Here is a 23,946-nt window from a genome sequence, read left to right as displayed (position 1 = left end):
GCTCCCCCTCACCCGGCGCTACGCGCCGACCTGTCCAAGGGAGAGGTGAACTTCCGCCGCCTCTGCTCGATCATCTTAACTCTTCGCTCATCCTTTTCGCCAAAATGGCAGGCTCGCGCTGCCGCGCTTGCTCGCGGCGGGGCGTGCGGCGTGGTGAAATTGCGTGTTCGGTTGTCCGAGTTGGTGTCATGCGTAACCTGATGATTTTCGCGGCGATCCTGATCGGGCTGGGCACCTTCATGGCCCAGATGGCCAGCAAGATGCCGCCCGCCGCCGCGACCACCACCAGGCAGACCATCGCCCCCGCCGTCACGGTGGCGCAGGCCAGCGCCCGCACGCTCAGCATCGCGCCCGATCCGCGCGGTCATTTCGCGACCGATGGCCGGATCGACGGCCAGCGCATCAATTTCATGGTCGACACCGGCGCCTCCGTGGTAGCCCTGAACGAGACCTCGGCGGCGCGCTTCGGCCTGCGTCCGGTGCCGGGCGACTACACCTCGCGCGTCACCACCGCCAACGGCACCATCAAGGCCGCCCGCGCCCGCATCGCGATGGTCGAGATCGGCGGCATCACCGTGCGCGACGTCGACGCCCTGGTGCTGCCGGATGAGGCGCTGTCGGAAAACCTGCTCGGCCTGTCCTTCCTGTCGAAGCTGAAGCGCTTCGAGTACGCCAACGGCAAATTGTTGCTGGAGCAATAAGGCCGATTGGCTGAGGCGCTTTCGCAGAGTGTCGAGCCGGTCGTCACCGGCCACGATTTCCGCGGCTATTCCGCCTCGATCAATACGCGCTGATCTCGGGCCCGAAGGCCGGGACCCATAACCACCGACCGTCTTTGGTGAGCAACGCCGGAACGACGAGTCCCGAACCCAACACCCGCTGCGGCGTATGGGTCTCGGCTTTCGCCGGGACTGGGCCAGCTTGGCATTTTTCGTCTATTGCGGAGTTACCTCCACGCACTGAGCGGGATCTGAAATACAGAACTCGGTTTTCCCGGTAGTCTGATCAATTTTCCAAGAGCCTAACACTGGCAATCCGCCAAAAATGTTTGAAATCCCTCCCTGTACGTTAGGTCCTTTGCCGGTCGGTTTCTCCGGAAAGCCGGGCCTCTCGGTGCATTGACCGGTCAGTTGCTTAGTCTCGGCGTCGAGGACTGCGGTGCAATGATGAAGCTTCTGGTTCTTGTGGTCGAGGCGTTCGACAGCATAATGGTTTACCCCAGTCTCTACAGTCGCAAATTCAGCGAAAATCTCGTAATCGGCAGCCAGCCCAACGGTCGCCGTCACGGTTAGCGAAAGTGCGAGTACCCCGGTCTTCAGAAGCTTCATAAGACCTCTCTGTGTCTTCCCCTGTGGTACGGACCACCAGTGGTGCGCACGCGAATCCACTGCGAACCGAGCTTCCAGCAGGCCCTTGGTCCCGTTTCGCCAACTCCCATTTTGCCACTTGGCATTGGCCAGCGTGTTTTCGGCCGCTGTCGACAATACATTGGCAATGCGCCCCTCGACCGCGGTTGTTCAGTAGCCCTTGTACTCTCTGACACTCAGGAGGTTCGGATTACCTTCAACCGGGGTCGCTACCAACAAACCTGGTGGGTCGGCAGCGGTGATTATTCTCAAATTACTGCTACCGGGTTCTGAGAACGTTAGCGTATGTCCATAAACCCCACCGAAATCCGTGGGTTTGGCGTTGTCAGTGGCCGTGATTGTGAGATTACGGTTGGCAGTCGTAACCTGAGGGCCTTCTGGCGGGGTGCCAGTCGAGTTTCTTGCGTAAAAGTAGCTGTCAACCTTGCCATTTTCAAGCAAGGGAATTGGGCCAGCGTCTGATGCAAGAGAGTCTGTTGGCGTCGGATTAGCGTGGCCGCTAAGCGGAGCAGCTTTGTCTGCGCCCTGATCCAAAGTCGGATTGGGGACACGACCAGCGGGGCCGATACCGCCGCCCACCGATCCGCTGGGATCACCGCCTGCAGCCGGCGCATCGGCATTGGGTTGACCGGCTCCCGTTGGTGGCTGTTGCTGCGGCAGGCCTTGCGGCTGGGCCTGAGCTTGTTGAACTTGCGCCTGTTGAGTTACGCCATCCGCGGCGAACGGATCGTGGTCCACCGGAACGAGCGAGTAGTCATCGAAATCCGGCTGATAGTCCACCGGCACCAGAGAGTAATTGGGCATTGATCATCACCTACAGGTATTGCGGACACCTTCGAGCGAGCGCATGCGTGGCCGCACCTCGCGGAGAGTGCTGGGTTGGCTTTATGTCGTTGAAGGCAAGTGCTTGAGTGATGGCTTGCGCGAGGGCGCGGAAGTGTCGCTTCCGGTTCGGCTTGCCGATCGTCTTTGCCGGGCGTCCGTCCGTTGGCGGGGTCGCCCCTGGCTGTCAGCCAGTTTGGTTCGCTGCGGCGGCCAATCTCGGCGCGCTCGGCAATGAATTGGCCGACAGCGGCCTGTCCGATTCAAAAAGCCCGCAGCGGATTTTCCGGTGCGGGCTCCAATGATTTCTGATTTTCAGATCATGCCAGCGAGTTGCCCGACGTGTCAACCGATATTTCGCCGACGCCAAATCTGTGGCAATTATTCGCCACAAGCCCTCAATCCTGCCTTCCGCTGCGGCGATGCATTCGCTAAAGCCAGCGGCATTGTTGCTCCGCATTCCCACGAGGCTATTCCTGATGTTTCCCAAGCCGAAATCCGCGCTGGTCCCGAACACCTATGCCTTCGAATCCGAGCCGATGGTGAAGCCGACCGGGTTTCGCGAATACGACGCGCGCTGGCTGTTCAACAAGGAAATCAACCTGATGGGCGTGCAGGCGCTGGGCATGGGGCTCGGCGCGCTGATCGCGGAACTCGGCGTCCGCCAGGAGATCGTCACCGGTCACGATTTCCGCGGCTATTCCGCCTCGATCAAATACGCGCTGATCTCGGGCCTGATGGCGGCGGGCTGCAAGGTGCATGACATCGGGCTCGCAGTGACGCCGATGGCCTATTTCGCGCAGTTCGATCTCGACGTGCCCTGCGTCGCCATGGTCACCGCCTCGCACAACGACAATGGCTGGACCGGCGTCAAGATGGGCGCCAACCGTCCGCTCACCTTCGGCCCCGACGAGATGACGCGGCTGAAGCAGATCGTGCTCAATGCCGCGTTCAACAACAAGGCCGGCGGCTCCTACCAGTTCCACGAGAATTATCCGGCGCGCTACATCGCCGACCTCACCAACCGGCCGAAGCTGAAGCGCAAGCTGAAGGTGGTGGCGGCCTGCGGCAACGGCACCGCGGGCGCGTTCGCGCCGCAGGTGCTGGAGGCGATCGGCTGCGAGGTGATCCCGCTCGACACCGAGCTCGATCACACCTTCCCGAAATACAATCCGAATCCGGAAGACATGGAGATGCTGCACGCGATCCGCGATGCGGTGCTGGCGCACAAGGCCGATGTCGGGCTTGGCTTCGACGGCGACGGCGACCGTTGCGGCGTGGTCGACAACACCGGCGAGGAGATCTTCGCCGACAAGGTCGGGGTCATGCTGGCGCGCGACATGTCGGCGATCAACGCCAACGCGCAGTTCGTGGTCGATGTGAAGTCGACCGGGCTGTTCGTGACCGATCCGGTGTTGCAGAAGCAGGGCGCCAACACGGTCTACTGGAAGACCGGCCATTCCTACATGAAGCGCCGCACCAATGAATTGGGCGCGCTCGCCGGCTTCGAGAAGTCCGGCCATTTCTTCTTCAACAAGCCGTTCGGCCGCGGCTATGACGACGGCCTGGTGTCGGCGATCGCGATCTGCGAGATGCTCGACCGCGCGCCGGGCAAGTCGATGGCCGATTTGAAGGACGCGCTGCCGAAGACCTGGTCGTCGCCGACCATGTCGCCGCACTGCGCCGACGAGGCGAAATACGGCGTGGTCGACGCGGTCGTGAAGCACTTCGAGACGCTGCAGCAGCAGGGCGCGCAGGTCGCGGGCGAGAGAATCCGCGATCTCGTCACCGTCAACGGCGTGCGCGTTACGGTCGCGGACGGCAGCTGGGGCCTGGTCCGCGCCTCCTCCAACAAGCCGGAGCTCGTGGTCGTGGTCGAGAGCCCGGTCAGCGAGCAGCGCATGCGCGACATGTTCGAGGCGATGGATTCGGTGCTGCGCACCCATCCCGAGGTCGGCGCATACAATCAGAAGATTTGAGCCACGTGCTCTGCTGTCATCACCCGCGAAAGCGGGTGATCCAGTACGCCGCGGCCTCTCCATTGAAAATGACTGTCTCTGGAATACTGGATCGCTCAGTCAAGCCGGGCGACGACAGTGAGGTAGGTCAATCGAGCCGGGCGATGACAGCTCGGGAGGTGGTGCTCACGCCGCCCGCAGTGAGGCCAGGAAGCGGTCGAGCTCGGTCTTCAGCCATTCCGACTGCGACGACAGGCCGTTGGCCGCATCGAGCAATTGCGCGGTCGCGCCGCCGGCCTGTTCGGAGGCGCGGTTGACGTTGAGGATGCCCTTGTTGACGTCCCTTGTGCGGTCGGCCGCCTGCTGCAGATTGCTGGAGATCTCGCGGGTCGCCGCGCCCTGCTGATCGACGGCGGCGGCGATCTCGCCGGAGACGTGATCGATTTCGGCGATGGTGGTCCCGATGGTCCCGATCGCGCTGACGGCCGCGCCGGTCGCGTTCTGGATATCCTGGATCTGAACCGCAATCTCCTCGGTCGCCTTGGCGGTCTGGTTGGCCAGCGCCTTGACCTCGCTCGCGACCACCGCAAAGCCGCGGCCATGCTCGCCGGCGCGCGCCGCTTCGATGGTTGCGTTCAGCGCGAGCAGATTGGTCTGGCTGGCGATGCTCTGGATCAGCGTCACCACCTCGCCGATCTTCTGCGTGCCCGCGGCAAGACCCTGCACGACGCTGTTGGTGCGGCGCGCCTCGTCGGCGGCCTTGGCGGCGATCCGAGCCGAGCGCGTCACCTGCTCGGCGATGCTGTTGATCGAGGCCGTCAGCTCCTCGGTCGCCGACGCCACGGTTTCGACGTTGCTCGACGCCAGCGTCGATGCGGAGGCCGCCGCCGTGGCCTGCCGCATGGTTTCCGCGTTGCTGCCGTTCATCGTTGCCGACAGGCCCTGCATCGCGTTCGCCGCCACCGCGACGGCCTCGACGACCTCGCCGATCTTGCGCTCGAAGCCTAAGGCCAGTTCGCGCCGCGCGGCATCGCGGTCGTGCTTGGCCCGTTCGGCCTCGATCCGCTCGGCATTGGCGCGCGCCTCGGCGGCACTGGCGGCCTCGGCCTCGGCCGCCTTCTGCGCCGACGTCCTGAACAATTCGGCGAGCGTGTGCGCGAGCCAGATCAACACGCCAGCCTCGATCAGCAGGATCACAGCATGGAGCACGACGCGGCCGAGATCGGCGCCGCCGGGATAGATCGCGGCCGGCAGGATGAAATTCAGCGTCAGGTGATGCAGGGCGACCACCACGGTGCCGGCGACGATCGGCCGGTAGTCGCAATAGGCGACCAGGCAGGCCAGCGCGGCGAAGAAGTACATGTGCATGTCGACCTGCCAGCGGTGGCCGGCGAATTGGTAGACCAGCATCGACACGCCGGCCATCAGGGCCACGGCAACGATCAGCTGCGTTGAGACGCCGTTGCCCGATATGCGCCACGACACCGTCGCGGCGAGCGCCATCGCGACCATGAAGCCGGCCGGGATCAGCCAGTCGGTGTGCAGCGACAGGCCGACGACGACCGCGATCGGAACGTGCAGCCAGAGCACCACGAGCAGGATCTTGCTGGCCGTCTCGCGCAGCGTGGCCATCTCATCGCCTTCGAAGGTCATTCCCAACCCCCAGATCGCCCAACCCCCAGATCGTCGTCCGCCTTGAAGCAGCCGGCGATCGCCTGCGGATCCATCGCCAGCAAGGCGCCGGCCTCGTACAGCCGGGTGAGCCCGCCATTGCGGTCAGGCCGCACCACCAGCAGGGCCGGGATCGCGGTCATCCTAACGATCGACGCGTTGGCGGATGCGGCGGCCGCCAGTGCGCGCTCGGCGCGCCACCACGGCGGAAAAGCCACGGCCACCACGTCGCTGCCCGCACGCACCTGCAACGACAGCATTGCGATCGCGATCCAGCTCGCAATCAGCAGTGCAGCCGCGCCTCGCCATGCGGGCCGTCGTCTCGCTGGGATGATCTCCCCCGGCACCATCGCAGCACAATGCCGCTGCCGGCGCTAACTTCAGGTAAATGCGATGTAGGCCGGCTACCTGGGGGCGTGTCGAATCTGATGGAGTCTGCGCCGGCGCTTATGCCGCCGGCACCGGCAGCGCCGTCACCGACTTGATCTTCTCCATCGCGAAGCGCGAGGTGACGTTCTTCAGCGGCACGGCACTGATCAGCTTCTTGTAGAACACGTCGTAGGCCTGCATGTCGGCGACCACGACGCGCAGCATGTAGTCGACGTCGCCGGCCATCCGGTAGAACTCCATCACCTCGGGCATGGCGCTGACCGCATCGGCGAATTTGCGCAGCCAGGCTTCCGAATGGTCCGCGCTCTCGACCGAGACGAACACCGAGATCCCGAGCCCGATCTTGTTCTGGTCGACCAGCGCCACGCGGCGCAGGATCACGCCGTCGGCCTCGAGCCGCTGGATGCGCTTCCAGCACGGCGTCGACGACAGCCCGACCCGGTCGCCGATCTCGGCGACGGAGAGCGAGGCGTCCTCCTGCAACACGGTCAGGATCTTGCGATCGATGGCGTCGAGGCGGCGATTATTGTCATGAATCTGAACGGCGAGTTCGGACATAGAAGAAAGTTCCATATGAAGGACCGATATCCCTCATATAGAGAAAAATCTTCTCGCGCAAGCGCCTCGTGGCCGATCAGGCCGGCCGGGTCTCGGCGTGTTCGCCCAAAAACGCTTCAACTTCAGCACGTTGCGGTGCGGCATAAGCTCCCCCGAAGCGGGTGCATTTCATCGCTGCGGCGGCGGACGCGAAGCGCAGCGCCTGCCGCAGCTCCTGCTTCTCGGTGATCGCCAGCGCAAACGCCCCGTGAAAGACGTCGCCGGCGCCGAGGGTGTCGACGGTATGGACCGGGAATGCAGGGGTCTCCTCGAGTTCGCCCTCCTCATTAAGCCAGATCGTGCCCATCGGGCCGCGGGTGCCGGCCAGGAACGAGGGGGTGAGCTTGGCGAGCTTGTGCAGCGCCTGGCCGTCGTCGGTGACGTCGGCGGTCTCCTGCAGCGGTTCGCTGGAAAACACCAGATGGGAGGAGGCGGTCAGCAGCCCTTCCCGCATCGACATCGCGCGGTCGACGTCGACCACCACGGGGATGCCGCGCTTGACGGCCTCGGCGCACAGCTCGGTGCAGAACGGCGCGCAGCGGCTCTCGGTCAGGATCGCCGCGCAATCCTCCAGCAGTAGATCGGTCGGCGGCAGCTTGACCTTCCACAGCTCCGGGTCGCGGAAGGTGACGATGGTGCGCTCGCCGGTGTCGTCGATCATGATCGCCGAAATCGGCGTCACCAGATCGGGCATGTGGATGAGATGGTTGGTCTCGATGCCTTCCTGACCGAGCTTGTCGAAGATGTAGCGGCTCGAGGTCTCCCGCGAATCGCCCATCGGACCGCAGATCGAGGCGCGGCCGCCCAGCCGGACGATGCCGATTGCGGCGTTCAGCGCGTTGCCGCCGCAGATCTCGTCGAAATGCGTCGCATTCTCCTTGGAGCCGCGTGCCGGGACATTGACCCGGAAGGTCAGGTCGCGCACCGGCAGGCCGATGCAGAGGATGCGGGGCGGGATTTTCGGGGCGCCGTCTTGAAAATTCATGCAGGGATCCGTCGCAATAGTTCCGTGAACTGGCACAACCTGTGACCAGTCTAATCGGCAGAACGATGTCCGGTTCCCGCTATTGGTCGAGCGGGTTTCGGTGGTGCACCCAGCGGCCGAGCAAATGATGGGCAATCGCAAACGGATGCGGACCGGCGAGGCCATCGGGATGCTGGCGCTTGAGCATCAGCGTCGCCTCGGCGTGGTCGAACCAGCGCGCATCCTCCAATTCGGTGCGGTCGACCATGATGTCCTCGTTAGTCGCCCGCGCGGTGCAGCCGATCATCAGCGATGACGGGTAGGGCCAGGGCTGCGTCATGTAGTAATTGACGTCGGTGCAGCGGATCCCGGCTTCCTCGAAGATCTCGCGCCGGACCGCGTCCTCGATGGTCTCGGCCGCCTCGACGAAGCCGGCGAGGCAGGAATACATCCCGGGCATGAACTGCTTCTGGCGGCCGAGCAGCACCTTGTCGCCCGAGGTGACCAGCATGATCACGACCGGATCGGTGCGCGGAAAATGCTCGGCCTTGCAGCTCGGGCATTCGCGCTTCCAGCCGCCGTCCTTCATTGCGGTGCGGGTGCCGCAGTTCGGGCAGAAGCCGTGGCGCTGATGCCAGGTCACCATCGATTTCGCCATCGCGATCGCCGACAGCTGCTCCGGCGGCACCACGCCCTGCATCGCCATGCCGCGCAATTCGGTGATCGCGACGTCGCTGCGGCCGACCAGCTTCTCGGCCGCCTGCGGCGCGATCCCCATGCCGAAGATCGGCGCGCTGTCGCGCAGGCCCAAGAAGATCGTGCCGGGATTGGCGCCGTAGCTGCGCGCCTCCTCCAGCGACAGCAGCGCGCGGGCGCCGTCCGCCTCCTGCTTCACCACCAGCGAGTCGCGATAGATCACGTAGGCGCGGGCTTCGCGGTGGCCCTCCAGCGCGAACAGTTTTTCCTCATTGCTGCGCAGATGCGCGGCGCGGTCCAGCACATGGGTGACGAAGGCCGGCTGGCCGAGCGGAAATGAATCGGATGCGGACATTGAATTTCAACCCAACCAGATCTTGCGGCGAAGCGCGCTGATGAAATTCTGCACTTCCTCGGCGTCATGCGCCAGCGGCGGCATCACGCCCCAGACGGGACGCGGCCATGCAGCGTCGCTGGTGCGGCGCGCGATGACATGGACGTGAAGCTGCGGGACCAGGTTGCCGAGCGCTGCGACGTTCAGCTTGTCGCATTTGGTGACCTCTTTGAGGGCCCGCGAGACGCGGGTGATCTCGGTCATCAGCTGCGCCTGCTCGACCTCGTCGAGGTCGATGATCTCGACCGCGCCGTCGCGCCGCGGCACCAGCAACAGCCAGGGATAATGCGCATCCTTGATGACCAGCACCTTGCACAGCGGCAGGTCGCCGATGTCGATGGTGTCTTTGTTGAGCTGCGAATGCAGCGACCAGTTGGAGGCGGGCATGACGGGCAAATAATGCCTTTCCGTGTTCCCAGACAAGCCCCGCAAAGCGGGCCTTACAAAGCCGGGTCAGGCCGCTTGCTTTCCGGCGGTTTTGGCCCCAAATAGGGACCGGGAGATTGGCGGTGGACGAGCCACTCGCCAACCGGGTCAGGTCCGGAAGGAAGCAGCCCTAACGAGGTCCGGATCGGGTCGCTCGTCAGTCTCCTACCTGTTTTTCCGAGCGAATCGCGCTGGAATGGCGGTCTCCGCGCCCGGCGCTTGATTTTGGCTCCCATCCGCACGCCGGCTGAAGAGACACCCAAGTTGCGGATCGACGCATGAACGACGACGCTGGCGCCCCCTCCCTACCGTCCGAAGGCGCGGGCAAAGGAAGCCCTGACGGCGGCTTTGATCTCGGCGGGGCGCCTGAGGCCGCCAACAAGCCGTACCGCGTTCTCGCCCGCAAATACCGTCCCTCCAGCTTCGAGGACCTGATCGGCCAGGAGGCCATGGTCCGCACCGTCTCGAACGCGTTCGAGACCGGGCGGATTCCGCAGGCCTGGATCCTCACCGGCGTCCGCGGGGTCGGCAAGACCACCACCGCCCGCATCCTCGCCCGCGCCCTGAACTACGCCAAGCCGGACGGCTCGGTGCAGGGGCCGACCATCCACATGCCCGACCTCGGCGTGCACTGCCAGGCGATCATGGAAAGCCGGCACATGGACGTGCTGGAGATGGACGCCGCATCCCACACCGGCGTCGACGATGTCCGCCAGATCAATGACAGTGTGCGCTATGCGCCGGCCAGCGCGCGCTACAAGGTCTACATCATCGATGAAGTCCATATGCTGTCGACGGCGGCGTTCAACGCCTTCCTGAAGACGCTGGAGGAGCCGCCGGAGCACGCCAAGTTCGTGTTCGCCACCACCGAAATCCGCAAGGTTCCGATCACGGTGCTGTCGCGCTGCCAGCGCTTCGACCTGCGCCGCGTCGAGGCCGACGTGCTGATGAAGCATCTCGGCAACATCGCGGCCAAGGAAGGCGTCGAGGTCGAGCCGGAGGCGCTCGGCATCATCGCGCGCGCCGCGGAGGGCTCGGTGCGCGATTCGCTGTCGCTGTTCGATCAGGCGATCGCGCATGCCGCAGGCCTCGTGAAGGCCGATGCGGTCAGGCAGATGCTCGGCCTTGCCGACCGGACCCGGGTCATCGATCTCTTCGATTCACTGGCGCGCGGCGATCTCGCCAGCGCTTTCACCGAATTCCGCGCGCAATACGATGTCGGCGCCGATCCTGTCGTGGTGCTGTCCGACCTTGCCGAGTTCGTTAATTTTGTCACCCGGGTGAAGGCCATCCCGGCAACTGCGGACAATGTCGCGTTCGGCGAGACCGAGCGGGTACGGGCGCGCGAATTCGCCGCCAAGCTGTCGATGCGGGTGCTGTCGCGGATGTGGCAGATGCTGCTCAAGGGCATTGCCGAGGTGCAGACCGCGACACGCCCGGCGGCCGCCGCCGAGATGGTGCTGGTGCGCATCGCCTATGTCGCCGACCTGCCGACGCCGGACGAGGCGATCCGGATGATGATCGAGCAAAACGGTGGCGGCGCGGCGCCGGCCACATCAGGCTCCGCCGCATCGTCCCCGTCACGCGGCGCACCTAGCTCGGCGATGTCTGCGATGCCGTCGGCGCCGGTGCGTGCACCGCAGGCCGCGCCGCGCGCCGATCTCGCTGCGCGCCCGCAGAGGGCGGCACCGGCCGGCAATGCCGCGCCGGCGCTGCGGATCTCGAGCTTCCCGCAGCTGATCGCGCTCGCCGGCGAGAAGCGCGACATCATGACCAAGAGCGCGCTGGAGGCCGATGTACGGCTGGTGCGCATCGAGGACGGCCAGCTCGAGATCGCACTGGAGCCGAAGGCGCGGCGCGCGCTCATCACCGACCTGTCGCGCAAGCTCGAATTGTGGACCGGGCGACGCTGGACCGTGATCATCTCGAATGAAGCCGGCCAGCCGACGGTGCGCTCGCAGAACGAGCAGGCCCGCAGCGAGCATCAGCGCACAGCCGAAGCCGATCCGCGGGTGCAGGAGGTGCTGGCACGCTTCCCTGGCACCAAGGTGGTCGAGGTCCGCCGCCTTGCCGCCGAGGTTCCGGTCGCGGATGCCACGGGCGAGGACCCGATTGAAACTTCCGACAGCGACGACGATTGATATTTGGCGATAGGAACGCAGGCATGGCTGATTTTCTCGGCATGATGAAGCAGGCAGCGCAGCTGCAGTCCAAGATGCAGGAGATGCAGGAGCAACTCGGCAATGTCGAGGTCGAAGGCATCTCCGGCGGCGGCCTGGTCGCGGTGCGCATGACCGCGAAGATGGAAGTGAAGGGCATCAAGATCGATCCGTCGCTGATGAAGCCGGAGGAGCGCGAGGTGCTCGAGGATTTGCTGGTCACCGCGCATGGCGATGCCCGCCGCAAGGCCGAGACCGCGATGCAGGAGAAGATGATGGCGCTGACCGGCGGGCTCGGCCTGCCGCCGGGATTCGGTCCCACTTAAAATGGCTGCAAGCGTTGCCGGTCCCGAGATTGAACGCCTGATCCAGTTGCTGGCGCGGCTGCCGGGCTTAGGTCCCCGTTCGGCGCGGCGCGCGGCGCTGCATCTGATCAAGAAGCGCGAAGCGCTGATGACGCCGCTGACCGCGGCGTTGCAGGTCGCGATCGACAAGATCCAGGTCTGCAAGACCTGCGGAAACATCGATACACAAAACCCCTGCACGGTGTGCACCGATCCGCGCCGCGATCCCGCGATCATCGTCGTGGTCGCCGACGTCGCCGATCTCTGGGCGCTGGAACGCGCCAATGCGACCAATGGCCGCTATCACGTGCTCGGCGCGACGCTGTCGCCGCTCGACGGCGTCGGTCCGCAGGATCTCACCATCGATCAGCTGGTGGCGCGCGCCCATGCGCCCGAAGTCAGTGAGATCATTCTCGCTTTGAATGCGACCGTCGATGGCCAGACCACCGCGCATTACATCACCGACCTGTTGTCGGAGGCCAATGTACGGGTGACGCGGCTGGCGCATGGCGTGCCTGTCGGCGGCGAGCTTGATTACCTCGATGAAGGTACGCTATCGGCTGCCATGCGGCAGCGGACGCTGTTCTAGCGCGCACTTGGAAGGCGGACGCGGCGGTATTCGCCAGGCGATCCGTCACAAGTCGAAAAGATCGCGCTGAGACAAAATGATAGGGTGGATGACGATTCGGGGACGGTCATTCACGCTCGGACGAATCAAATACGGAACCACCGCAAATGAAGACACACCGATTCGGCGTACGCTTGAGCTTTGCGTTCTTGGGCTTTGCGTTTCTCGCGGCGGCATTGGCCGCGCCCTGCGCGCTCGCACAGCAGAGCGACGCCCCGCAGAAGCCCGGCAAGATCATTCACGCCGGCGACGTGCTGTCGGGGGAACTCGGCGTCATGAAGGTGCGTGATGCCAAGAACCGCGGCAAGCGCGTCGCGACCTACCAGATCACCAGCGAGCCACGCCGCCTGCCGCCGCCGAATGGCCTGTGCAATCTCGAAACCGGACCGGAAACCTTCCAGCTCGTTCCGACCAACGACGCCCAGGCCGCGCAGCTCAAGAGCCTGTCCGGCAAGGCCATTTCGGTGAAGGTCGACGAGGTCGCCTGCGCCAAGGACGCCGGCGAGATCAGCGAAGCCATCGTCACCAAATGGAGCGTGGTGACGAAGTAAGATCGCGCCGCAATTGGGATGTCATCGCCCGGCTCGACCGGGCGATCCAGTACGCCGCGGCTTCTCCGCAGAATCACGAATGTCTCTGGAATACTGGATCACCCGCTTTCGCGGGTGATGACAGCGGAGGCTCAAACCCTCACCGGCCCGAGCTCATCAAAATGCCCGCGCCGTTGCAGCCAGGTGAGCAGGATCAGGCTCGGGATCGCGACCAGCACGCAGATCACGAAGAACACCTGCCAGCCGACCGCCTTGGCGACATAGCCCGCGCCCGACGACAGATAGGTGCGGCCGACCGCCGCGAGCGCCGTCAGCAGCGCGTACTGGGTCGCGGTGTGCAGCGGATTGCGGCACAGCGCCGAGAGATAGGCGACGAAGATCACGGTGCCGATCGCGCTGGTGAAGTTCTCCGCCGTGATCGCCAGCGCCAGCGCCCATTGATCGACCCCGACATGGGCGAGCCACGAGAACGACAGGTTGGCGACCGCCTGCAGCACGCCGCCGATCCACAGGCTCGACGCCAGCGAATAGCGCCGCGCCACGAAGCCGCCGGCAAAGCCGCCGATCAGGGTTGCGGCAAGGCCGACGCCCTTCACGATCGCCGCGTAATCGACCTTGGAGAAGCCGATGTCGATCACGAACGGCGCGGTCATGGTGCCTGAGAACGCGTCGGTGAACTTGAACAGCACCACAAAGGCGAGCGCCGCAAGTGCGTCCTTGCGGCTGAGGAACTCGGAGAACGCGCCAAGCGCCGCGTGAAACACCCGTTCGGCGGCGTTCTGCGCGTGCGTGGCGGCCTCGGCGCCTTTCGACTGCGCCGGCTCGGTCGCCGCAAGCGCGGTGACGATGCCGATCACCACCAGCGCGGCCATCACCACATAGCCCCACATCCACGCCGATGGCCGCGCGAGGCCTGCGGCCTCAAAGCCGCTGACGATGAACAGCGCGCCCGCGGTCGAGACCAGCATGCCGATGCGGTAGGCCGCGACATAGGATGCCATGCCGGCGGCCTGCTCGCTCTCCGGCAGGCTTTCGACGCGGAAGGCATCGACCACGATGTCCTGCGTCGACGACGCCGTTGCGACCAATAGCGCGGCAAACGCCGCGAACCACGGCGATCGCGCCGGATCGGCCACCGCCAGCAGCAGGATCGTCGCGATCAGCAGCAGCTGCGAGAACAGCAGCCAGCCGCGGCGGCGGCCGAACATCTGCGTGAACAGTGGCACGTGCAGCGCGTCGACCAGCGGCGCCCAGAGGAACTTCAGCGTGTAGGGCGTGCCGATCAGCGCCAGCAGCCCGATGGTGCCGAGATCGACCCCGGCCTCCTTCATCCACACCTGCAGCGTCGAGCCCGACAGCGCCAGCGGCAGGCCCGAGGAGAAGCCGAGCAGCAACACGATCAGCACCCGCGGCTGCAAGTACACCGCAAAACTGTCGCGCCAGGAAGTGGCGGCGGGGGTGGTTTTTTCCGGCATGGCTGTGGCGTCGGGGGCGGTCATCTATCCCATCGTGAGGTCATCGTCCGCGAAGGCGGACGATCCAGTACTCCGTGACGATTCCGTCCAGCCACCGTCGTCCCGGCGTACTGGATGCCCCGCCTTCGCGGGGCATGACGCACAGTTAGACACCTGCAATTCCCGGATACAAGTCTTCCCAATTTGGATTGTTCTTCGATCAGACGAACCTTCCAGGCTCGATTCCACTTCTTCAACCGCTTCTCGCGCTTGATCGCGTTCTCAGGATCATCGAACTGCTCGAAGTAGACAAGCTTCACCACATCGTATTTCTCGGTGAAGCTCTTGATGAGTTTCAGCTTGTGCTCGCCCACGCGGCGAATGAGGTCATTTGTCACACCGATATAGAGCGTGCCGCCGATGTGGCTGGCGAGGATGTAGACGTAGTAGCTGCGTGGCCCCAAACTGCCGCCTCTGGGACTGGATCGCCCGGTCAAGCCGGGCGATGACACCGATCGGGTGGCGCGAGTCCGTCAAACAAAGCCAACAATCACTCCCCCGCCTGCAGCTTGCGCGGGGCGGGGAATAGGTCGGTGGCGGCGGGCTTGACGAAACGCGGCACCTCGATCGGGGTCTCGGCCTTGCTGAAGTCGAGTTCCTCGATGCGGCCGGCGCGCTTCTCGATCTTGTCGGCGGAGATCAGGATCTGCCTGACGTCCTCATTCACCTGGCCGAAGTGATTTTGCAGCTTGAGCACGCGCTCGCGCAGCCGGCCGAGATCATCACCAAGGTGCATCACCTCGTTGCGGATCTGGTCGGCGGCGTCGCGGATGCGGGCGTCCTTCAGGATCTGCTGCATCACCTGGATCGCCAGCATCAACAGCGAAGGCGACACCAGCACGACGCGGGCGCGATAGGCCTTCTGGACCACATCGTCGAAACCGTCATGGATTTCGGCATAGACCGATTCCGACGGCACGAACATCAGCGCGGTGTCCTGGGTCTCGCCCGGGATCAGGTATTTCTCCGCGATGTCGCTGACATGCTTCAGCACGTCGGCGCGCAGCCGCTGGCTCGCGAATTTGCGTTCCTCGTCGCTGCGCGCATCGTGCAGCGCGGTCATCGCTTCCAGCGGAAATTTCGCGTCGATGCAGAGCGGGCGCTGGTCGGGCAGGAATACCACGCAATCCGGTCGCTTGCCTGACGACAGCGTGTACTGGAACTCGAACGAGCCCTTCGGCATGCCGTCCTGGACGATCGCCTCCATCCGCGCCTGGCCGAACGCGCCGCGCGACTGCTTGTTGGCGAGCACATCGCGCAAGGTCGTGACCTGGGTGGTGAGCTCGTTGAGGTTCTTGTGGGCGTGATCGATGATGCCGAGCCGCTCGTGCAGCACGCGCAGCGAATCCATGGTGTTGCGGGTCGATTGTTCCATCGACTGGCCGACCCGGTGGGTGACCGAGTCCAGCCGCTCGTTGACGGCGCGGGCCATCTCGGCCTGGCGGCCGGCCAGCGCCTGCGCGAAGGCATCAACCTTGGCGTCGACCCGACCGGAGGATTCGCTCTGGGCCCGCAGCATGTCGGCCAGCCGCTCCTCCAGCTCGTCGGCGCGGATGGCCTGGGCCATCGCCAGTTCCGCGCCGCGCCGGCTGGCGCGGGCGATCACCACGGCGATCGCGAACAGCAGGATCAGCGCCAGCGCGCCAAGGCCGATCAGCGCGTTGGAGACACGGACCGGAAGGTCGCCAATCATGAGCAGAATCTCGTTCATGCCGGCCGTTGTAGCCGATTCGCGGCCGGATGCGAACGAAGAGGGAACATTTATGGTCAGTGCTTCCCTGATTTTCTTGGTTAATCCGCAGTAAAGAAACGTGGTTAACGTTCTCCTAACGGGTTCCTAAGCGCATTGACCGCATCAGGCCCGCGGCTTAAATCGCCGCCATGGCATTACGAGAAATCATCATCCTGCCGGACAAGCAGTTGCGGCTGGTGTCGAAACCGATCGAGAAGGTGACGCCGGAGATCCGCAAGCTCGCCGACGACATGCTCGAGACCATGTACGACGCACCCGGCATCGGGCTCGCGGCGATCCAGGTCGCGCAACCTCTGCGGCTGATCACCATGGACCTCGCCAAGCGCGACGAGAACGGCGAGACCACGCCGCAGCCGCGGGTGTTCATCAATCCGGAGATCATCTCGCACTCGGACGAGCTATCGGTCTACGAAGAGGGCTGCCTGTCGATCCCCGAATATTACGAGGAGGTCGAGCGTCCGGCGCGGGTGCGCCTGCGCTTCACCGACCTCGACGGCAAGCTGCATGAGGAGGATGCCGAGGGCCTCTACGCCACCTGCATCCAGCACGAGATCGACCATCTCAACGGCGTGCTGTTCGTGGACTATCTGTCGAAGCTGAAGCGCGACCGCGTCTTCAAGAAATTCGAGAAGGCCGCCAAGCGCGCGGCGGAGTAGGATCGCCATCGGGACTTGACTCCCTCTCCCGCTTGCGGCGGAGGGTTTGGGTGGGGGTCTTTCCACGAGTCGTATCGCTGAGATAGCCCCCATCCGGATCGCATCTTCGATGCGATCCGGCCTCCGCCGCAAGCGGGAGAGGCCAACCGAATTCGCGGAAAGACCCGCGCGCTTCATATGCGATTCCTCTCCCCACAAGGGAAGGAACAGACCGAGTTCTCGTCATGCCTCTTCGCCTGATCTTCATGGGCACGCCCGATTTCGCGGTGCCGACGCTCCTGGAGCTCGTGGCCCATGGCCATGAGGTCGCAGCCGTCTACACCCGCGCGCCGAAGCCGGGCGGACGGCGCGGCCTGCAATTGCAGCCGACGCCGGTCGAGCAGGAGGCGCGCCGTCTCGGCATTCCCGTGCTGACGCCGAAGACGCTGAAGACAGACGAAGCGCTCGCGGAGTTTCGCGCCCACGAGGCGGACGCCGCCGTCGTCGTCGCCTATGGCATGATCCTGCCGCAGGCGATTCTCGACGCGCCGAAACTCGGCTGCTTCAACCTGCACGCTTCGCTGCTGCCGCGCTGGCGCGGCGCCGCGCCGATCAACCGAGCCATCATGGCCGGCGACGCCGAAAGCGGCGTGATGGTGATGAAGATGGATGTCGGCCTCGACACCGGCGACGTCGCGATGGCCGAACGGTTGCCGATCACGGACAGCATGACGGCGTCCGACCTGCACGACGCGTTGGCGCCGCTCGGCGCCGATCTGATGGTGCGCGCGATGGCCGGGCTCGAGCGCGGCGGGTTGCAGTTGACCAAGCAAAGCGCGGACGGCGTCACCTACGCCGGCAAGATCGAAAAGGCCGAGGCGCGGATCGACTGGACCCAGCCGGCGCACGCGGTGCTGCGGCACATTCATGGGCTGTCGCCATTCCCCGGCGCCTGGTGCGAACTTTCAGGCGAAGGCGAGCCCGTGCGGCTGAAGATCCTGCGCTGTGAGCTGGCCAAAGGTTCGGGCCAACCGGGCGATGTGCTCGACGACAATTTCGCGATCGCCTGCGGCGCCGGCGCGGTCCGGATCCTCGAATTGCAGCGCGCCGGCAAGACGCCGACCAAGGCAGCGGACTTTTTGCGCGGCACGCCGCTGAAGCCGCCCGCGCGGCTCAGCTGATGCCCCGCTACAAGCTCATCATCGAATATGACGGCACGCCGTTCTCCGGCTGGCAGATCCAGGACACCGCGCCGACCGTGCAGGGTGCGCTGGAGGCGGCGGTCAAGGCGATCTGCGGCGAGGACGTGCGGGTCCATGGCGCCGGGCGGACCGATGCCGGCGTGCATGCGCGCGGCCAGGTCGCGCATTGCGACATTGCGAAACATTTTCCGCCCGGCCGCTTTCGCGACGGGCTGAACGCGCATCTGCGTCCCCATCCGATCGCCGTGCACGCGGCCGATATCGTGCCCGACGATTTCGAGGCGCGGTTCTCGGCGACCAGGCGGCACTATCTCTATCGCATCACCAACACCCGCGCGAACCTCGCGCTCGACATCGGCAGGGTCTGGCGCGTGCCGCGCGCGCTCGATGCGGATGCGATGCACGCGGCCGCGCAGCGCCTGCTCGGCAAGCATGATTTCACCACCTTCCGCGACACCGAGTGCCAAGCCAAATCGCCGGAGAAGACGCTCGATCAGCTCGACGTCACGCGCGACGGCAATGCCGTTAACATCGTGACCTCGGCGCGCTCGTTCCTGCACAGCCAGGTGCGCTCGATGGTCGGCTCGCTGGTCTGGGTCGGCGAGGGCCGCTGGAGCGCGGACGATCTCTCTGGCGCACTCGCCGCCCGCAACCGCGCCGCCTGCGGCCCGGTGGCGCCGCCGGACGGGCTCTATCTGATGCGGGTGGATTACGAATGATCTCGTAGATCTCTTAGGATGGGTGGAGCGAAGCGATACCGATCACCTTGCCACGGATGCGATGGGTATCGCTCCACCCATCCTACGGTCGTAAGTCGACCCGAAATACCACGCTGTACCTGGTACGGTGGGTTGCTGGCGGCCCCAATCCCTACTGTGCATGGGGTTGTTCTTCACTATTTTGTCCAGCCAACCGGCTGGATCACGCAAAATACCGGTCCAGCACGCCGCGATAGATCTTCGTCAGCTGCTCCAGATCGGCCACCGGCGTACGCTCGTCGATCTGGTGCATGGTCTGGCCGACCAGGCCGAATTCGATCACCGGGCAATAGCCCGAGATGAAGCGCGCGTCGGATGTCCCGCCCGAGGTCGACAGTTCCGGCTTGCGGCCGGTGACCTCTTCGATCGCGGCGACCGCGAGATCGGTGAACGGGCCGGGCTGGGTGACGAATACGTTGGAGTTCGACGGCATCCAGTCGATGTGGGCGCGGATGCGGTTGCCGCAGGCTTTTGCCAGCCGCGCATCGACCAGCTGCCGCAGGCTCTCCTGGGTGTGGTTGTCGTTGTAGCGGATGTTGAACTTGGCCCGCGCCTGACCCGGGATCACATTGGTTGCGGTGTTGCCGACATCGACCGTGGTGAATTCGAGGTTGCTGGCCTGGAATTGCGCGCTGCCGTGATCGAGCGGCTCGTCGCTCAGCGCCACGATCAGCCGCGAGATATCCGGCACCGGATTTGAGGCGCGGTGCGGATAGGCGACATGGCCCTGCACGCCATCGACAATGAGCGTGCCGGACTGCGAGCCGCGGCGGCCGATCTTGATCATGTCGCCGAGCACCTCGACATTGGAGGGCTCGCCGAGCACGCAATGGTCGAATTTTTCGCCGCGCTCGGCACACCATTTCAACAGCTTGACGGTGCCGTTGATCGAGACGTCTTCTTCGTCGCCGGTGATCAGGAAGGAGATCGAGCCGCAGCCGTTCTCCTGTGCCTTGCCGCCATGGTCGCCGAGATATTGCAGCACGGCGGCGACGCTGCAGGCGATGCCGCCCTTCATGTCGACGGCGCCGCGGCCGTAGAGATAGCCGTCCTTCACCTCGCCTGAGAACGCACCGAGCGTCCACGCCGCTTCATCGCCGGGCGGCACCACGTCGGTATGGCCGGCAAAGGTGATGTGCGGCGCCGTGTTGCCGATGCGCGCATAGAGGTTGTCGACATCGGCGGTGCCGGGCTCGGAGAAGGTCACGCGGTGGACCTCGAAGCCTGCGGTTTTCAGCAAATTTTCGAGAACGCCAAGCGCGCCGGCGTCGGCCGGGGTGACGGAGGGGCAGCGAACCAGATCGCTGGTAATCGAGACGGCATCAGTCATGCGCCTCGCTTAACACGTCACAGCGCGGGTGGACCAGCTTTGTGCGGCACGATATCGAGCTCGCTTTGCTGATCCCAGCCCTGCGTCGAGCGCGACCCGGTGCCGCGGCTGCCTCCCCGGCTCACATGGGTTTTGCCCAGCGGATTGGGACCGTAGCGATTGGGGTAGGAGGTACCGCGCAGACAGGCGAGCTCGATGAAGCCCCAGACATAGAGCACGAACACGATCGCGCCCGCGGCCATCACCCAATAGGACTCGTCGGGAAGCCGGTCCGAGAATTGGCTCATGAGGCCGGGGATCGCGAAGAACGGGACCATCCACCAGCCGCTCTTGTCGCGGTCGTGCAGGCGCTTGATTGCGACAGCGATGTAGACCCAGACGAACAATGCGGTGCCGCTCGCCTTGACCAGCAGCACCGGCAATCCGGCCCAACTCAGCGATGTGTAGCTGTCCGGGTCGAACGCCCGGAAGATGTCGTCGACATTGAAGCCGAATGACCGATCCTTGCCTCCGAGGCCGGCCAAGACCACGAGCGCGGCCAGGACCATCATCCAGCAGACGATGATCAGCACTGCGAGCCAGAACTTGGCGCGGTTGACGCGGCCCTTGAAGCCGAACAGGTAATTGGCCCAGTCCATAAAAAACTCCGGGCGGCGGCAATGATTCACGGCCCGCAGTTTTGTCGGCGTCAGACGGAAATTGGTTCGATCCTCCTGGACCCGTCATCCTGTCCCCTGGACCCGTCATCCTGAGGAGGCCGCAACGCGGCCGTCTCGAAGGATGAATCGGCCACCAGGCCGTCGACCCTTCGAGACGGCCGCTTCGCGGCCTCCTCAGGGTGACGGTGACGGGTTCGCCGAGCGCTTCCTAGTCCCGCAGCAGCTCGTTGATGCTGGTCTTGGCGCGGGTGCGCTCGTCGACGCGCTTGACGATCACGGCGCAGGCGGTGGCGGGGCCGGGCTGGCCGTTCTTCAGCGGCTTGGCCGGCAGGGTGCCGGGCACCACGACGGCATATTCCGGGACCTCGCCGACGAAGATCTCGCCGGTCTCGCGGTCGACGATCTTGGTCGAGGCGCCGAGGAACACGCCCATCGACAGCACCGCGCCCTTGCGCACGATGACGCCCTCGGCGACCTCCGAGCGCGCGCCGATGAAGCAGTCGTCTTCGACGATCACTGGCTCGGCCTGCAGCGGCTCGAGCACGCCGCCGATACCGACGCCGCCGGAGATGTGCACGCGCTTGCCGATCTGGGCGCAGGAGCCGACCGTCGACCAGGTGTCGATCATGGTGGCTTCATCAACATAGGCGCCGAGATTGACGAAGGAGGGCATCAGTACGACGTTCCTGGCGATGAAGGCCGAGCGGCGCACGATCGCGCCGGGCACGGCGCGGAAGCCGGCGTCGCGGAAGCGGTTCTCGCCCCACCCCTCGAACTTCGAGGGCACCTTGTCCCACCACGAGGCCTTGCCGGGACCGCCGGCGATCTGGCCCATGTCGTTGAGGCGGAACGAGAGCAGCACCGCCTTCTTCAGCCACTGATTGACCTTCCACTTGCCGCCGGTCTCACGCTCTGCGACGCGGGCCTCACCCTTGTCGAGCAGCTCCAGCGCGTGATCGACAGCCTCGCGGACCTCACCCTTGGTCGAGGTCGAGATGCCTTCGCGGGCGTCGAACGCGGTGTTGACGGTGGTTTCGAGGGCGGACAGCGACATCGGGACAATCCTTGGGCGTATCGGGGATATGACGGGAATTTTGCAGGGCTTTGTCGGAATTTGAGGCCGCGGAGTCAAGGCAAAGTCGACCGTCGTTTTGCCGAGCGATCTCTCACCTCCGTCGTCCCGGCCTTCGCCGGGACGACGTTTGGACTGATCAGGGTTTCAGCCGCTGCAAGAACCCGGTCAGATCATCCGTGACATGGTCGACATGAGCGGCGTCGCGCCCCTCCAGCTCCCAGGTCTCGCGCACCACCTCCTGGCTGCCATCGGGCACGACAAGCACGGTGGTCATGCCGAGCTCATGCGGCACCACGAGGTTGCGCGCGAGGTCCTCGAACATCGCAGCCTTTGCCGGATCGACGTCGTGCAGCCTGAGGAACTTCTGGTAGGTCTGCGGCGCCGGTTTCGGCTCGAGGTCGGCGGCAATGATGTCGAACACGCCGTCGAAATGATGGCCGATGCCAAGCCGGCCGAGCACCGCATCGACATGGTCGACCGAACCGTTGGTCAGGATCAGCTTGCGCCCCGGCAGTTTTGCGATCGCAGCGCCCATCGCCGGATTCGGCTGCAACGGCGAGTGATCGATCTTGTGCACATAGGCGAGATAGTCGTCCGCCTGCACGCCGTGCTCGGTCATCATGCCGCGCATCGTGGTGCCGTAGCGCAGATAATAATCCTTTTGCAGCCGCCGCGCTTCCTCGGGCGAGATCTTCAGCCAGTTGCCGACAAACTCGCCGATCCGCGCATCGACCTGCTGCCACAGGTTGACGTGATGCGGGTACAGCGTGTTGTCGAGGTCGAACACCCAGGTCTCGACATGACCGAAGCTGCGGGGAGTTTTGGTCATGGCTATCTCAACGCGTCGTCCCGGCGAAGGCCGGCACCCATACGCCGCGGCGGCAATTGGGGCCGCGGCGCGCGTTCCTTTCGTTGTGGGGTTGTCGCCGGTGAACAGCACGTGGCGCGGTGGTTATGGGTCCCGGCCTGCGACGCCAAGACGACAGCGACGTTTGCGGCGTCATCATCTTCATCACGGCACAGCAAAGCGCAGCGTCTTGCCGCCGCTGGTCATGTCGACGGTGGTGAAGCCGAGTGCGGTGAGGCCACGGCTGGTGCAATCGCCCTGCTCGTTGACCTCGAACTTGCTGTCGCGGGTGCAGAGCGGCACCGCACCGCCCCAATTCAACGGCTTGTCCTTGATGCGGATGGTGCGGTTGTCGCCGTCGACCGCTTCGGCGAACGAATAGATCTGCTTCGGCGTGCCGGTGACATCGGGATGCAGGCATTTGCCGGGGTCGATGCGATACCAGCCGCGGCTGGTCACCGCCTTGCCGTCGTCGGTCGCGACCGCGGCCATCACCTTGTACTGGGTGTCGTTGCACCAGGTCAGTCCTGATGCGGACGGCTTCTGCACGGCGTCGACCATGGCCGTGAAGAAGTTCGGCGACTGCACGATGTCGCTAGCGAGCCCGCGGCTCCTGAGGAAGGCCGACAGCGCGCTCTGGGTCTTCGGTCCGTCGACGCCGTCGATCGGCGCGGCGTCGTAGCCTGCGATCACCAGCAGGCGCTGGATGCCGGCGAGCCGCGCCTGCTCGTCGTCATATTCGCTGTCCTCGGCGAGGTAGGCGACGAGATTGCCGTCATCGGTCTTCGTCGGCGTGATCTGGGTGAATTGCGCCGGCGTCTGGCCGGAGCGGCATTGCCGCGCGGCGGCGATCACGAAATTGTCCTGCGCGACGCACAACGTATCGGTGCCGTTCTGCGGGATCGGCGAGGCGCCATAGACGCCGAGCGCGCGGGCGTTGAGCAGCACGCGGTCGGCGGTCAGTGCGCCCTGCACCACGACCCGGCAGGTCGCGGGATCGATCCGGAACCAGCCGCGCGTCGCGGTGGCGGCCTTGTCATCGATGCCGATCGCGGCCTCGATCACATAGCTCATGCGGTTGCAGAGCTTGAGGTCGGCATGCGCCGGCGCCGACGAGAACAGGAACGACACCAGCGCAGCCGGCAGCGCCATCGCGAGCCGCGCCTCCGGTGACCGGCGAGGTTGCCTCGCCGTGTGTCCCGCGTC

Annotated in this window: 24 protein-coding genes, 1 other RNA gene and 2 pseudogenes; 10 read left to right on the top strand and 17 right to left on the bottom strand. The window is 64.9% G+C overall.

Annotated features, from left to right (window positions below; genetic code table 11):
• Window positions 1–188 precede the first annotated feature (188 nt).
• Window positions 189–701 (top strand): TIGR02281 family clan AA aspartic protease, encoded by a 513-nt coding sequence (locus ACVIW0_RS37370; RefSeq protein WP_461356776.1) that lies wholly within the window; start codon window positions 189–191, stop codon window positions 699–701.
• A 234-nt stretch (window positions 702–935) separates the two neighbouring features.
• Here ACVIW0_RS37370 and ACVIW0_RS37365 read toward each other — a convergent pair whose 3' ends face one another.
• The 3 genes and pseudogenes from ACVIW0_RS37365 to ACVIW0_RS37355 all read right to left on the bottom strand — a co-directional run bounded on the left by ACVIW0_RS37365 (window position 936) and on the right by ACVIW0_RS37355 (window position 2,171).
• Window positions 936–1,328 carry a hypothetical protein gene (locus tag ACVIW0_RS37365; protein ID WP_461334026.1) on the bottom strand — a complete coding sequence of 131 codons (393 nt, stop codon included), beginning with the start codon at window positions 1,326–1,328 and terminating at the stop codon, window positions 936–938.
• A gap of 20 nt (window positions 1,329–1,348) precedes the next feature.
• A pseudogene (locus ACVIW0_RS37360) lies at window positions 1,349–1,496 on the bottom strand (IS701 family transposase); the annotation flags it as partial.
• 21 nt (window positions 1,497–1,517) lie between these two features.
• Window positions 1,518–2,171, bottom strand: coding sequence for a hypothetical protein (locus tag ACVIW0_RS37355; RefSeq protein WP_461356775.1), 654 nt, complete (start codon window positions 2,169–2,171; stop codon window positions 1,518–1,520).
• Between the two features lie 497 nt (window positions 2,172–2,668).
• Between ACVIW0_RS37355 and ACVIW0_RS37350 the strand changes: the two genes are divergently transcribed.
• Window positions 2,669–4,168, top strand: a complete 1,500-nt coding sequence (locus ACVIW0_RS37350; protein ID WP_461356774.1) for a phosphomannomutase/phosphoglucomutase — start codon at window positions 2,669–2,671, stop codon at window positions 4,166–4,168.
• A gap of 165 nt (window positions 4,169–4,333) precedes the next feature.
• Here ACVIW0_RS37350 and ACVIW0_RS37345 read toward each other — a convergent pair whose 3' ends face one another.
• From ACVIW0_RS37345 to ACVIW0_RS37320, 6 genes are all read right to left on the bottom strand, one after another.
• Window positions 4,334–5,800 (bottom strand): methyl-accepting chemotaxis protein, encoded by a 1,467-nt coding sequence (locus tag ACVIW0_RS37345; protein WP_461356773.1) that lies wholly within the window; start codon window positions 5,798–5,800, stop codon window positions 4,334–4,336.
• The gene (locus ACVIW0_RS37340) at window positions 5,797–6,078 is read right to left on the bottom strand and encodes a hypothetical protein (RefSeq protein ID WP_461356772.1); all 282 of its coding nucleotides are present in this window, start codon (window positions 6,076–6,078) and stop codon (window positions 5,797–5,799) included. The genes ACVIW0_RS37345 and ACVIW0_RS37340 overlap by 4 nt, the downstream gene beginning before the upstream one ends.
• Before the next feature lie 187 nt (window positions 6,079–6,265).
• Window positions 6,266–6,766 carry an Lrp/AsnC family transcriptional regulator gene (locus ACVIW0_RS37335; protein ID WP_461356771.1) on the bottom strand — a complete coding sequence of 167 codons (501 nt, stop codon included), beginning with the start codon at window positions 6,764–6,766 and terminating at the stop codon, window positions 6,266–6,268.
• 76 nt (window positions 6,767–6,842) lie between these two features.
• Window positions 6,843–7,790 carry a sugar kinase gene (locus ACVIW0_RS37330; protein ID WP_461356770.1) on the bottom strand — a complete coding sequence of 316 codons (948 nt, stop codon included), beginning with the start codon at window positions 7,788–7,790 and terminating at the stop codon, window positions 6,843–6,845.
• Between the two features lie 79 nt (window positions 7,791–7,869).
• The gene (gene nudC, locus ACVIW0_RS37325; RefSeq protein ID WP_461356769.1) at window positions 7,870–8,820 is read right to left on the bottom strand and encodes an NAD(+) diphosphatase; all 951 of its coding nucleotides are present in this window, start codon (window positions 8,818–8,820) and stop codon (window positions 7,870–7,872) included.
• A 6-nt stretch (window positions 8,821–8,826) separates the two neighbouring features.
• Window positions 8,827–9,246 (bottom strand): HIT domain-containing protein, encoded by a 420-nt coding sequence (locus ACVIW0_RS37320; RefSeq protein WP_212021210.1) that lies wholly within the window; start codon window positions 9,244–9,246, stop codon window positions 8,827–8,829.
• Window positions 9,247–9,357: 111 nt separating this feature from the next.
• Here ACVIW0_RS37320 and ffs point away from each other — a divergent pair.
• The 5 genes from ffs to ACVIW0_RS37295 all read left to right on the top strand — a co-directional run bounded on the left by ffs (window position 9,358) and on the right by ACVIW0_RS37295 (window position 12,967).
• Window positions 9,358–9,454, top strand: an RNA gene (ffs, locus tag ACVIW0_RS37315) — signal recognition particle sRNA small type.
• A gap of 109 nt (window positions 9,455–9,563) precedes the next feature.
• The gene (locus tag ACVIW0_RS37310) at window positions 9,564–11,426 is read left to right on the top strand and encodes a DNA polymerase III subunit gamma/tau (RefSeq protein WP_461356768.1); all 1,863 of its coding nucleotides are present in this window, start codon (window positions 9,564–9,566) and stop codon (window positions 11,424–11,426) included.
• Window positions 11,427–11,449: 23 nt separating this feature from the next.
• On the top strand, window positions 11,450–11,770 hold the full coding sequence (locus ACVIW0_RS37305; RefSeq protein WP_018269493.1) for a YbaB/EbfC family nucleoid-associated protein: 321 nt from the start codon (window positions 11,450–11,452) through the stop codon (window positions 11,768–11,770).
• 1 nt (window position 11,771) lies between these two features.
• Window positions 11,772–12,377 carry a recombination mediator RecR gene (gene recR / locus ACVIW0_RS37300; protein WP_163160808.1) on the top strand — a complete coding sequence of 202 codons (606 nt, stop codon included), beginning with the start codon at window positions 11,772–11,774 and terminating at the stop codon, window positions 12,375–12,377.
• A gap of 146 nt (window positions 12,378–12,523) precedes the next feature.
• On the top strand, window positions 12,524–12,967 hold the full coding sequence (locus ACVIW0_RS37295) for a hypothetical protein (RefSeq protein ID WP_461356767.1): 444 nt from the start codon (window positions 12,524–12,526) through the stop codon (window positions 12,965–12,967).
• Window positions 12,968–13,098: 131 nt separating this feature from the next.
• On the opposite strand, the gene ACVIW0_RS37290 is transcribed toward ACVIW0_RS37295, so the two are convergent.
• The 3 genes and pseudogenes from ACVIW0_RS37290 to ACVIW0_RS37280 all read right to left on the bottom strand — a co-directional run bounded on the left by ACVIW0_RS37290 (window position 13,099) and on the right by ACVIW0_RS37280 (window position 16,192).
• Window positions 13,099–14,466: an AmpG family muropeptide MFS transporter gene (locus ACVIW0_RS37290; RefSeq protein ID WP_461356766.1), complete on the bottom strand. Its 1,368-nt coding sequence runs from the start codon at window positions 14,464–14,466 to the stop codon at window positions 13,099–13,101.
• 121 nt (window positions 14,467–14,587) lie between these two features.
• Window positions 14,588–14,885, bottom strand: a pseudogene (locus tag ACVIW0_RS37285) (GIY-YIG nuclease family protein).
• Window positions 14,886–14,971: 86 nt separating this feature from the next.
• Window positions 14,972–16,192 (bottom strand): DNA recombination protein RmuC, encoded by a 1,221-nt coding sequence (locus ACVIW0_RS37280; protein ID WP_461356765.1) that lies wholly within the window; start codon window positions 16,190–16,192, stop codon window positions 14,972–14,974.
• A gap of 170 nt (window positions 16,193–16,362) precedes the next feature.
• Here ACVIW0_RS37280 and def point away from each other — a divergent pair, with 170 nt between their 5' ends.
• The 3 genes from def (at window position 16,363) to truA (ending at window position 18,790) form a co-directional block, all read left to right on the top strand.
• The gene (gene def, locus ACVIW0_RS37275) at window positions 16,363–16,890 is read left to right on the top strand and encodes a peptide deformylase (RefSeq protein WP_092122626.1); all 528 of its coding nucleotides are present in this window, start codon (window positions 16,363–16,365) and stop codon (window positions 16,888–16,890) included.
• Between the two features lie 224 nt (window positions 16,891–17,114).
• Window positions 17,115–18,050 carry a methionyl-tRNA formyltransferase gene (gene fmt, locus ACVIW0_RS37270; RefSeq protein ID WP_461356764.1) on the top strand — a complete coding sequence of 312 codons (936 nt, stop codon included), beginning with the start codon at window positions 17,115–17,117 and terminating at the stop codon, window positions 18,048–18,050.
• Window positions 18,050–18,790, top strand: coding sequence for a tRNA pseudouridine(38-40) synthase TruA (gene truA, locus ACVIW0_RS37265; RefSeq protein ID WP_461356763.1), 741 nt, complete (start codon window positions 18,050–18,052; stop codon window positions 18,788–18,790). The genes fmt and truA overlap by 1 nt, the downstream gene beginning before the upstream one ends.
• A 202-nt stretch (window positions 18,791–18,992) precedes the next feature.
• Here the strand turns inward: truA and dapE are convergent, their stop codons facing one another.
• From dapE to ACVIW0_RS37240, 5 genes are all read right to left on the bottom strand, one after another.
• Window positions 18,993–20,159, bottom strand: a complete 1,167-nt coding sequence (gene dapE, locus ACVIW0_RS37260; protein WP_461356762.1) for a succinyl-diaminopimelate desuccinylase — start codon at window positions 20,157–20,159, stop codon at window positions 18,993–18,995.
• Between the two features lie 17 nt (window positions 20,160–20,176).
• Complete coding sequence (locus tag ACVIW0_RS37255; RefSeq protein WP_461356761.1) at window positions 20,177–20,797, bottom strand: DUF805 domain-containing protein; 621 nt, start codon at window positions 20,795–20,797, stop codon at window positions 20,177–20,179.
• Window positions 20,798–21,026: 229 nt separating this feature from the next.
• Window positions 21,027–21,872, bottom strand: a complete 846-nt coding sequence (dapD, locus tag ACVIW0_RS37250) for a 2,3,4,5-tetrahydropyridine-2,6-dicarboxylate N-succinyltransferase (protein ID WP_461356760.1) — start codon at window positions 21,870–21,872, stop codon at window positions 21,027–21,029.
• Window positions 21,873–22,029: 157 nt separating this feature from the next.
• A complete protein-coding gene (locus tag ACVIW0_RS37245; protein ID WP_461356759.1) occupies window positions 22,030–22,722 on the bottom strand; it encodes a pyrimidine 5'-nucleotidase in 693 nt (230 codons plus the stop codon).
• 183 nt (window positions 22,723–22,905) lie between these two features.
• Window positions 22,906–23,892 (bottom strand): DUF1036 domain-containing protein, encoded by a 987-nt coding sequence (locus ACVIW0_RS37240; RefSeq protein ID WP_461356758.1) that lies wholly within the window; start codon window positions 23,890–23,892, stop codon window positions 22,906–22,908.
• Window positions 23,893–23,946: the final 54 nt, after the last annotated feature.

The organism is Bradyrhizobium sp. USDA 4454, from assembly GCF_054822705.1.
This window is presented reverse-complemented; position numbering and strand designations above follow the sequence as displayed.

Coding starts and splice junctions, on each gene's coding strand:
- ACVIW0_RS37370 (WP_461356776.1), top strand. CDS start 189: ATGCGTAACCTGATGATTTTCGCGGCGATCCTGATCGGGCTGGGCACC.
- ACVIW0_RS37365 (WP_461334026.1), bottom strand. CDS start 1,328: ATGAAGCTTCTGAAGACCGGGGTACTCGCACTTTCGCTAACCGTGACG.
- ACVIW0_RS37355 (WP_461356775.1), bottom strand. CDS start 2,171: ATGCCCAATTACTCTCTGGTGCCGGTGGACTATCAGCCGGATTTCGAT.
- ACVIW0_RS37350 (WP_461356774.1), top strand. CDS start 2,669: ATGTTTCCCAAGCCGAAATCCGCGCTGGTCCCGAACACCTATGCCTTC.
- ACVIW0_RS37345 (WP_461356773.1), bottom strand. CDS start 5,800: ATGACCTTCGAAGGCGATGAGATGGCCACGCTGCGCGAGACGGCCAGC.
- ACVIW0_RS37340 (WP_461356772.1), bottom strand. CDS start 6,078: ATGCTGTCGTTGCAGGTGCGTGCGGGCAGCGACGTGGTGGCCGTGGCT.
- ACVIW0_RS37335 (WP_461356771.1), bottom strand. CDS start 6,766: ATGTCCGAACTCGCCGTTCAGATTCATGACAATAATCGCCGCCTCGAC.
- ACVIW0_RS37330 (WP_461356770.1), bottom strand. CDS start 7,790: ATGAATTTTCAAGACGGCGCCCCGAAAATCCCGCCCCGCATCCTCTGC.
- nudC (WP_461356769.1), bottom strand. CDS start 8,820: ATGTCCGCATCCGATTCATTTCCGCTCGGCCAGCCGGCCTTCGTCACC.
- ACVIW0_RS37320 (WP_212021210.1), bottom strand. CDS start 9,246: ATGCCCGCCTCCAACTGGTCGCTGCATTCGCAGCTCAACAAAGACACC.
- ACVIW0_RS37310 (WP_461356768.1), top strand. CDS start 9,564: ATGAACGACGACGCTGGCGCCCCCTCCCTACCGTCCGAAGGCGCGGGC.
- ACVIW0_RS37305 (WP_018269493.1), top strand. CDS start 11,450: ATGGCTGATTTTCTCGGCATGATGAAGCAGGCAGCGCAGCTGCAGTCC.
- recR (WP_163160808.1), top strand. CDS start 11,772: ATGGCTGCAAGCGTTGCCGGTCCCGAGATTGAACGCCTGATCCAGTTG.
- ACVIW0_RS37295 (WP_461356767.1), top strand. CDS start 12,524: ATGAAGACACACCGATTCGGCGTACGCTTGAGCTTTGCGTTCTTGGGC.
- ACVIW0_RS37290 (WP_461356766.1), bottom strand. CDS start 14,466: ATGACCGCCCCCGACGCCACAGCCATGCCGGAAAAAACCACCCCCGCC.
- ACVIW0_RS37280 (WP_461356765.1), bottom strand. CDS start 16,192: ATGAACGAGATTCTGCTCATGATTGGCGACCTTCCGGTCCGTGTCTCC.
- def (WP_092122626.1), top strand. CDS start 16,363: ATGGCATTACGAGAAATCATCATCCTGCCGGACAAGCAGTTGCGGCTG.
- fmt (WP_461356764.1), top strand. CDS start 17,115: ATGCCTCTTCGCCTGATCTTCATGGGCACGCCCGATTTCGCGGTGCCG.
- truA (WP_461356763.1), top strand. CDS start 18,050: ATGCCCCGCTACAAGCTCATCATCGAATATGACGGCACGCCGTTCTCC.
- dapE (WP_461356762.1), bottom strand. CDS start 20,159: ATGACTGATGCCGTCTCGATTACCAGCGATCTGGTTCGCTGCCCCTCC.
- ACVIW0_RS37255 (WP_461356761.1), bottom strand. CDS start 20,797: ATGGACTGGGCCAATTACCTGTTCGGCTTCAAGGGCCGCGTCAACCGC.
- dapD (WP_461356760.1), bottom strand. CDS start 21,872: ATGTCGCTGTCCGCCCTCGAAACCACCGTCAACACCGCGTTCGACGCC.
- ACVIW0_RS37245 (WP_461356759.1), bottom strand. CDS start 22,722: ATGACCAAAACTCCCCGCAGCTTCGGTCATGTCGAGACCTGGGTGTTC.
- ACVIW0_RS37240 (WP_461356758.1), bottom strand. CDS start 23,892: ATGGCGCTGCCGGCTGCGCTGGTGTCGTTCCTGTTCTCGTCGGCGCCG.